The organism is Pseudalkalibacillus sp. NRS-1564 (assembly GCF_050467905.1).
In the GTDB taxonomy this organism is placed as follows: domain Bacteria; phylum Bacillota; class Bacilli; order Bacillales; family Guptibacillaceae; genus Guptibacillus; species Guptibacillus hwajinpoensis_B.
This window is the reverse complement of sequence record NZ_JBITPM010000009.1, coordinates 1-5,762: the sequence shown is the minus strand read 5'-3', so window position 1 is coordinate 5,762 and position 5,762 is coordinate 1. Positions and strand designations below refer to the sequence as shown.

Here is a 5,762-nt window from a genome sequence, read left to right as displayed (position 1 = left end):
TGTTGTAGGAGTCTAATTTCAGGCTCTTTTTTTTGTTTTTGTAGTAATGATTTTTCATTACGATTGTAATGAAAAATCATTACTACAAAAACCCTCTAAAACCCAGTAGTAACAAGGGTTTTAGAGGGTTTTTGTAGCTTCTCTCTTCTAACTCTATGTTTAATAGCAGTTCGCTCTTTGTTTCGCAAGCTAAAATTTATCTAATTTTCGTTATCTGCCGTTAAGGCAATAAGGTTGCCATTAAGGCAACCAGATTTTAAAACTATATCTATCGATTCAGATTATATTAATATAAATAAACTTTAAATCTTCTTATCTTTTAAATTTTAAATAGTCTTCAATATACTTATTTAAACTGATTAATTCTTACTAAAAATAAAAGGAACTATTTTCCATATTAGCGTTACTAAAATAATATTTTTTGAATATTGGCAGATTTATAAAAAATGGTGTGTTACTGTTTCAAATATATTCCTTTTGTTGTTTTGTGGAATAAAAAAATGGAGGTGCGAAATGAAAAGTAAACTATTGAAAAGTGTTTTGTTTCTGTCTATGTTTATGTTGATAGCTTCATCATTCAGTTTTGGTAGTAATTTTGCTAGTGCTGCGGAAAATGATAAAAAATCTTCTTTTAAAGAAGAAATAAACGAAATCAACGTTGAGGTACCTTATAAAAAATCAGAAGTAAAAATAGAAAAAAGTAAAAATGATCAATCTGAAAGTATGGAAGTAATTGATATTAAAACTAATAAAGTACTTAGAACTTATACGGTGGAAGATGTAGATGCCCCTATTGCTTTGGCAAGTAATAAGAATGCAGCACTTGCTAACACAACTTTTAAAGACGTTAGTGAAACAAGAGATGATAACGGTTTAGAAACTACTTTGAGAGCGCGATTAGAAATATATTCATCTGGATCATTTGCTCAAATACAAGATATCGTTTCATACAATTGGTTTACTTCTAGTGGGAACCATACATTAGAATCAGAAAGTGCTGATGGTCTTTCAACTTCTGGATCTTTCCCAACAAATGAGGTCGAGATTTTAGGAGATGCTACTATTCAAGCTGCTATCTCTCAAAGCGCTTCAGCTGGATTTGAAGCTGCTGGATTTTCAATCTCTGCTGGTACTGGATCAACATATTATGCGCGTAAAGATATCTCCATTGGATTTAGATATTCAATTTACTAAATCAAGTGAAATAATAGAGAATTAGAACAGGAAAATCCACAAAAAAACCTAAGTGTCTCAAAAACACAATACTCAAATTATTAGTAATTAAATCCAAAAAGCTATGTTATAGTGAGTAAAAGTGCGCTTAGGAGGTTCAACATGGATCAGGATATTACAAAGTATTTAGAGGAAATTTCTAAAGGTATAAATAACATGGGTGATTCTTCACAAATTGTACCTAGATTAGATTCGCTAACAGAAAATATATATTCTAGTTTACAAACAACGAATGTTATTTTAGGAATTATTGCAGTAATTTTACTATTGAACCTCGTTTTAAAGTTCATGGAGGTACGTAACAAAAAATAGAATTACTAAAAAAGAGTAGTTTTGTAACAATACAAAACTACTCTTTTTAATTTGATAGTGTTTTGAACGGAAAGAAAATTAAATGATTATCTTTCCAATCCTTTATCCTGTTGTCTATTTTTTATATTTTTATGTTGACGTTTTTGTTCCCTCTGCATTTCTCTTCCAGCCTGTTCAACACCTTTTAGTATGCCTTCAAACAAACTGCAACCTTTTTGAAGAGATTCGATCTCTTTTTGGGAACGAGGAACTTTATCCTCCATACTGGCTACGAGATCCGATTGCTTTTTGAAATCATTTCGATCTTGAATCCCTTCTTTTTTCAGGAGCCCTTTAAAATGATCACGTGCCGACAAAGCTTGTTCAAATTCTTCTTTAATTGACTTCGAAACAAGCATTTTTCCTTTTAAGAAAGGATTTTTCTCCATTTTCTCCGCAATATCACGATGCTTTTCGTACTTCTCTAGATATCCTTCAGTTCGATTCAGACGAGATTTATGCTGAGAAACACGGTCGATATCCTGTTCAAGTTGCTTGATCTGAGTCTGATCACGGTTAACCCGTTCTTTGATTTGTTCAATCGGTATAACTTTACCTTGCTGTGTATTGAGCTCCATCAGCTTCACAGTGTCTGAGAAGCTCATATAGCGCATTTCAGGGTTCTGAGGATACAAAGATGCTGTTTGACGGACAAACGCCTTCTCATGAGCGTTTTGTGCCTTCTGAAGCACATGTCGCTCATATCGGATGCGTTGGTGAGCGTTTTGGTTTTTCTCTAGGAGTCCTGGCTGCTCGGATTCGTGCTGTTTTTTAACCTGGAGAAATTCCTCTTTTGTATGGAAACCAAGTTTTTCACGATAGAAATCCAGTTTTTCGTCATGAAATTCGATATTGTCTTTTGCTTTGGCTATATCTTTTTCAACATTTTCTTTGATACCGCGATTTTCTTTGATTTTCAATGGATTAAGCCAATTGATGTTTTCAATGCGCTGTTCAGCTTGCTTGATCTTATCTTCAAAAATCGGAAGCCAATGATGATGATCAGAAGCTTCTTTGATTTTTCGATCTTTCCAACGAAGGGAAGTTTCTTCTTGATGAAGCTGTTTTTCCCATTGATCAAGTTGTTCGTGTCTCCGGCCAATACGTTTAAAAGTCGGTTCCCCTTTAAGAAGTTTAGAAGCATTTTGTAAGTCCACACGTTCAGCAGCTGTGCTGAATCGTTGGGCTTTTTGTTTTCTCTCTTGCTCCAATACCTGTTTCTCTTCACGGTATTTTTGAAGATCAACTACATGTTGATTGTATTCCTGGCGATCTCGATTGAGCGTTCCCCTATCACTTTTGGCACCACGTTGCTCCATTTCATGAGCGACATGCCCAAGATGAACGGTTGGCAACTGTTCAAGTCCACGAGATTCGTGAGAAAGGTGGGAAATGCGATCCTGAAGATTCTCTTTTTCAAGGGCTTGATTGGCATGATCGGCCCATTGTTCACGCCATTGGGTTAATAAATCTCGATTGTTCCAGTCGCGATTTTTCGGACCAAATCCATCAGGAGTGAGGGTTCGAGTCGTTAACATGACATGAGCATGAGGATTCTCTTGATCGTCTCGATGGATGGCAATATCGGCAACCATCCCTTTGGCGACAAATTGAGATTGAACATAGTTTTGAATAAGGTCAGCTTGATGTTCATTCGATAATTCCCTTGGCAGAGCAATATTAATTTCTCGTGCTAACTGAGCATCTTTTCGTTTTTCTGCAGACTCGACTTCATTCCAAAGTCGCCCACGATCGTACACCCATTCAGGAGAATCCGAAGGGGCAAGAATCATAGATTCAGGTTGAGCATCACGTTTATAAAATTTCACTTCACCAGTGCGTTCATCTTCTAAGCGTTCACCGGAACGATACGAGGCAGAAGCAACAGCCGATTGCCCTCGTCCTCTTGAGATAATTTGTGCTGAAAAATGATAGATTGCCATGATGCTCACCTCCTTTTTAGTCGCTACGCGAATGATTGTTGACCATAACAAAGAGTGGGGAATCGTAAGATTGATCATTTTTTGTTTTGGATTCGCCTAAAGGCGACAATGGTTTTTGTCATTCCGATAAGGAAGGACAAGGGTTTTCGTTGCGAAGCAACCGCACACATCGGAACGATGTATAAGTGCGCTCTTATCTCTTTTATTCTAAGGGAAGCATACCACAATGCGAGCGAAGAAACCAGCATTTCAGGTAGTATTTTCCTGGTAGATACGGTAAAATAAAAGCGTAGAGATGATAGAGAAGGGAGAGAGGATAGATGGCACGTAAAACGGACGCAGAACGATTACAAGAGTTGGAAGAAAAGATGGAACAGATCAAAGCAAAGAAACAGCAAGTGGCGAGCCGGATTCAGGCGAAGGAACGAAAAGAGCGAACGCGACGATTGATTCAAGTAGGAGCCATTTTCGAAAAGTATTTTGATATTGTCGGAGAAGATCAGGCAGAGAAAGTGGCTTATGGAATGAAAGATGCGGTAGAAAAACATAAAGAAAAATTAATGAACATTGATGTAGAAAAATCGAAGCAGGAAAAGAAAGTGATTCATGAGAGTGGAGAAGAAGAGGTCATCATACCAGGAGGAGAAAAACCTTCTTACCAAAGATAACGCCTTGAAGGCGTTTAGCATTGCCTTCAAGGCAATGTTTATAACAAGGAGGAACGGTGTTGATTTGTTCGTACTGTGAAACGGAAAGCAGCAAGGTTGCAGATGAATGTGTTTTTTGTGGAGCCCCATTGAAAAAGCAGCGTCCAGAGATGAAAGAGTTCTTATATGTAGAACAATGTGAATTACCTTTTCAGGAATTGTCGCTCTTTCATACATTCGATTTATTGGTTTTACTGAGATTAGTGAGACACGAAAGGTCAAGAAGTTATAACCTTATGAGAGGGGTCCAGAAAGGCTCTGAATGGGTTGAAATTGATACAGATACGATTGCCTTTGGTGAAGGGGAATATAGGCGATATACGGCTCGTATGAAAGTGATTGAAGGTCTTTTGATCGATCGTATGGGGTACAAGCCTCGAAGAGTTGATGATAAACTATTAGATAGCTTAAGAACGAGAATAGAAAGGGGAAAAACAAGTGAGCGATGAGAAATTAAATATGATTATTACAGCTTTAAGTGAATTCCGAAATGATTTTGATCAGTTTAAAAAAGAAAACAATGAGCAGCTCTCACGAATTGAAAAAACGGTAGTGCGTTTAGAAGCTGATGAACCGAAAGATGTCATGGCGATGCTGACGCAAATCAATCAGAAACTAGATCATCGAGACGATGAATTGCAGGTATTAAATAAACGCCTTTTTAAAACGGAAAGTGAAGTGGAAAGGCTAACGCGTCAATGAGAAGTAGAAAAAAAGGAAACGTGCGGATGGTGTTGAAATCTAAAAAAATGAGAAAAACCGCGTAAGCTATGGCGGCTCGCGGTTTTTCAAAAGGTACAAGGGCAAAGAATTAGCCCCTTATTCAACATATAGGGTATTTATATTCTATCATATTGGGACTAATTCCTGCCAGACAAAGGGAGAGGAATTAGCATGAAAAAAACTGGTGTTGATCTTAGTGAAGCTGAGAAAAGAGCTCGTTTAAGAGACTTTAAAAATGAAGAAATATTAACTAATGAGGAACTTGAACACGCAACTGAATTACAAACTAAAGCTAATTCTAGAGGTATGATACTAATTCCCGAAAGAAAAGTTAAAAATAAAGCGAGGTTTGTACAGTTGATCCAGGAAAATATTTTATATTTGAGAAACTTAAAATATTTAACTACAGCTGAAAAAAAATTTTTAATGGATATCATTCCTAATGTTGAATTTTTGTCTAATTGTATAGTTGATGATTGTAAGAAGGTTAGTCCTATGCCTGTTACACAGTCTGATTTAGCTGAAATTTTAGGAAAGAAAAAACAAAATGTTAATCCTATTATTAAAGGTTTAATTGATAAGGGTGTTTTGGCTAGGTCTGAAAGTGGTTTAGAAGATAATAATGTTAGAGCATATGCTTTGTTTGTAAATCCTCATATCATGTTTTCAGGTGATAGAGATAAAGTAAATGGTACTTTGAAGGCTATGTTTAAAAAAACTCCTAGGGAATTAAAGAAGATGCCTGTTAAGCTTTTTTAAGAGTCTAATTTCAGGCTCTTTTTTTTGTTTTTGTAGTAATGATTTT

Annotated in this window: 7 protein-coding genes; 6 read left to right on the top strand and 1 reads right to left on the bottom strand. The window is 36.2% G+C overall.

What is annotated here, in order from left to right; all coding sequences use genetic code 11:
• The first annotated feature begins 513 nt into the window (after positions 1-513).
• A complete protein-coding gene (locus tag ACIFPW_RS04770; protein WP_430242436.1) occupies positions 514-1,194 on the top strand; it encodes a hypothetical protein in 681 nt (226 codons plus the stop codon).
• Positions 1,195-1,335: 141 nt separating this feature from the next.
• Positions 1,336-1,545 (top strand): hypothetical protein, encoded by a 210-nt coding sequence (locus tag ACIFPW_RS04765; RefSeq protein WP_430242434.1) that lies wholly within the window; start codon positions 1,336-1,338, stop codon positions 1,543-1,545.
• Positions 1,546-1,631: 86 nt separating this feature from the next.
• Here ACIFPW_RS04765 and mobQ read toward each other — a convergent pair whose 3' ends face one another.
• A complete protein-coding gene (mobQ, locus tag ACIFPW_RS04760) occupies positions 1,632-3,527 on the bottom strand; it encodes a MobQ family relaxase (protein WP_430242432.1) in 1,896 nt (631 codons plus the stop codon).
• Positions 3,528-3,847: 320 nt separating this feature from the next.
• Here mobQ and ACIFPW_RS04755 point away from each other — a divergent pair, with 320 nt between their 5' ends.
• From ACIFPW_RS04755 to ACIFPW_RS04740, 4 genes are all read left to right on the top strand, one after another.
• Positions 3,848-4,195, top strand: a complete 348-nt coding sequence (locus tag ACIFPW_RS04755) for a hypothetical protein (RefSeq protein WP_430242430.1) — start codon at positions 3,848-3,850, stop codon at positions 4,193-4,195.
• Positions 4,196-4,251: 56 nt separating this feature from the next.
• A complete protein-coding gene (locus ACIFPW_RS04750; protein ID WP_430242428.1) occupies positions 4,252-4,683 on the top strand; it encodes a hypothetical protein in 432 nt (143 codons plus the stop codon).
• Positions 4,673-4,936: a hypothetical protein gene (locus tag ACIFPW_RS04745; RefSeq protein WP_430242426.1), complete on the top strand. Its 264-nt coding sequence runs from the start codon at positions 4,673-4,675 to the stop codon at positions 4,934-4,936. The genes ACIFPW_RS04750 and ACIFPW_RS04745 overlap by 11 nt, the downstream gene beginning before the upstream one ends.
• 192 nt (positions 4,937-5,128) lie before the next feature.
• On the top strand, positions 5,129-5,716 hold the full coding sequence (locus tag ACIFPW_RS04740) for a MarR family transcriptional regulator (RefSeq protein ID WP_430242424.1): 588 nt from the start codon (positions 5,129-5,131) through the stop codon (positions 5,714-5,716).
• Positions 5,717-5,762 lie beyond the last annotated feature (46 nt).

Coding starts and splice junctions, on each gene's coding strand:
- ACIFPW_RS04770 (WP_430242436.1), top strand. CDS start 514: ATGAAAAGTAAACTATTGAAAAGTGTTTTGTTTCTGTCTATGTTTATG.
- ACIFPW_RS04765 (WP_430242434.1), top strand. CDS start 1,336: ATGGATCAGGATATTACAAAGTATTTAGAGGAAATTTCTAAAGGTATA.
- mobQ (WP_430242432.1), bottom strand. CDS start 3,527: ATGGCAATCTATCATTTTTCAGCACAAATTATCTCAAGAGGACGAGGG.
- ACIFPW_RS04755 (WP_430242430.1), top strand. CDS start 3,848: ATGGCACGTAAAACGGACGCAGAACGATTACAAGAGTTGGAAGAAAAG.
- ACIFPW_RS04740 (WP_430242424.1), top strand. CDS start 5,129: ATGAAAAAAACTGGTGTTGATCTTAGTGAAGCTGAGAAAAGAGCTCGT.